Origin of the sequence: Pseudomonas sp. BS-2016 (genome assembly GCF_001806145.1) — a bacterium.
Classification (GTDB): domain Bacteria; phylum Pseudomonadota; class Gammaproteobacteria; order Pseudomonadales; family Pseudomonadaceae; genus Aquipseudomonas; species Aquipseudomonas lundensis.
In genome coordinates this window covers 1-1,890 of sequence record NZ_MLCT01000097.1, presented here as the reverse complement: position 1 = coordinate 1,890, position 1,890 = coordinate 1, and the positions used below count along the sequence as shown (strand labels likewise).

At 59.3% G+C, this 1,890-nt stretch carries 3 protein-coding genes and 1 pseudogene; 3 read left to right on the top strand and 1 reads right to left on the bottom strand.

Annotated features, from left to right (window positions below; translation table 11 throughout):
* The coding region (locus BKD70_RS22595) for a cation:proton antiporter (protein ID WP_175441025.1) at positions 1–514 on the bottom strand (514 nt) is incomplete at its 3' end.
* 238 nt (positions 515–752) lie between these two features.
* On the opposite strand from BKD70_RS22595, the gene BKD70_RS22590 reads away from it, so the two are divergent.
* The 3 genes and pseudogenes from BKD70_RS22590 to BKD70_RS22580 all read left to right on the top strand — a co-directional run.
* Positions 753–989, top strand: coding sequence for a glutaredoxin family protein (locus BKD70_RS22590; RefSeq protein WP_034127166.1), 237 nt, complete (start codon positions 753–755; stop codon positions 987–989).
* Between the two features lie 74 nt (positions 990–1,063).
* The gene (locus tag BKD70_RS22585; protein WP_003189932.1) at positions 1,064–1,399 is read left to right on the top strand and encodes a hypothetical protein; all 336 of its coding nucleotides are present in this window, start codon (positions 1,064–1,066) and stop codon (positions 1,397–1,399) included.
* A gap of 69 nt (positions 1,400–1,468) precedes the next feature.
* A pseudogene (locus tag BKD70_RS22580) lies at positions 1,469–1,890 on the top strand (pseudouridine synthase); the annotation flags it as partial.

The following is a 1,890-nucleotide window of genomic DNA, read 5'->3' as shown; positions in this document are numbered from 1 at the left end:
CGCTGCTGCCGGCAAATACCGGTACCAATGTCAGCAGCAACACCGCTACGACATCCTGGAACAGCAACACGCCGATCGCATTCTGCCCATGACTGCTGAAGACTTCACCCAGGCTGGTCAACTCCTTGCTGACAATGGCGGTGGACGATAACGCCAGCCCTGCGCCCAGTAACAACGCGACGCCAGGTGCGAGGCCAAAGCTCATCAATAACGCGCCCAGCAATGCCCCGCACCCCAGCACTTGCAGGCTGCCCAGGCCAAATACCACGCTGCGCAGCGCCAACATTCTCGACAGGGAAAACTCAAGCCCCAGGGAAAACAGCAGGAACACCACACCCATCTCGGCCAGGTCCGGCAGGTCTTCGTTGTCATTGACCCAGTCCAGCGCGGTGGGGCCCACTGCCAGGCCTACGCACAGGTAGCCCAGCACGGGCGGCAGCTGCAGCCGGCGAAACAGTGCAATCACCACCAGGGATGAGGCCAGAATAATCAGCAGGTTGGCGAACACAGGCATCTCCGTTGCGGGGCGAGCGGCAAAAAGCCGCAAGAATCGCTGAATCAGTTATAGGCCATGGTGATCTGGATCAGGCTTTTTGCACCGTAGGAGCGAGCTTGCTCGCGAAAAACGTCAACGATAACGCGGGGTTCCTGAGTGAACGCGGCGCGCGGGAGTTTTTCGCGAGCAAGCTCGCTCCTACAGGGGCTTGTTGGGATTAGAATGGACGTTCGTTTCTTGTTCGAGTCTTTTCATCATGCTTCCTGAATGCCAGCTGTTCGGCACCCTGGGTTGCCATCTGTGTGAGATTGCCGAAGCCGAAGTCATGCCGCTCGTCGAGCACGGGTTGTTGGTGGAGTTGGTGGATATCGCCGATCCGGAGGACCTGACAGACGTCTACGGCCTGCGGATTCCGGTGCTTCGCCGCACGGACACCGGGGCGGAACTGGACTGGCCGTTCGACACCGCGCAGGTGGTTACCTTCCTGCGCTGAGATTTATGCGATGGCGGCTTTCCAAATATTAAGTTACTGTATATTCGTACAGCGATTGAATAGAGGGAACGCCCGTGGTGAATGTTGAACAACTTAAAAGCAGCGTCAATCGCATGTCCGCCGATGTGGTGCGTGACGCGGTGAACGAACTGCGCCTCGATGGCCTGGTCACGGAAGGCAAGACGCCGTTTAACAAAGTGCATTTCAACACCTGCTTCGCGGAAATCGAGGCGCTGTTCCAGCGCGCCGGTTATCACAAGCAGCTGGATGTGGTGGGTTATCAGGGGTTGCTCTACGCGTTGTATGACCCGGGTCGTTGGGAAGCGGTGGACGTGCTGCGCTGGCTCAAGGAATTCACCGAGGCGGCAAGCGCCTCGCCGGTGCTGCGAGCTCAACTGGCCAAGGCCTGAGATAGGCCCTAGGCAATCGCGCGCCATGGGCGATAATGCCCGCCTGTTTTCCAGGCTTTGAGCGTCGGCATGTCCACTTCCATTTTTTCCCCCTCCCAGCACCAAGCCAGCACCCTGTACTTGCCGCCGGGCTCCTGGGTGACGGTGCTCGATTGCCTGTGCGCACACTTTCCGGCCATCGGCCGCGAACAATGGTTGGACCGCATTGCCCGCGGCCGGGTGCTGGATGTCAATGGCAGCCCGATCAGCCTGGGCCTGGGCTACAAGGAAGGCTTGTGCATCTATTACTTTCGCGAAGTGCCCAACGAGAAAGTGATTCCGGTGCTGGAAAACATCCTGTACGCGGATGAGCACCTGGTGGTGGCGGACAAACCGCATTTCCTGCCAGTGACACCCGCTGGCGAGTACGTCGAGCACACCTTGTTGCGACGCTTGATCCGGCGCCTGGACAATCCCGCCCTGGTGCCCCTGCATCGCATCGACCGACATAC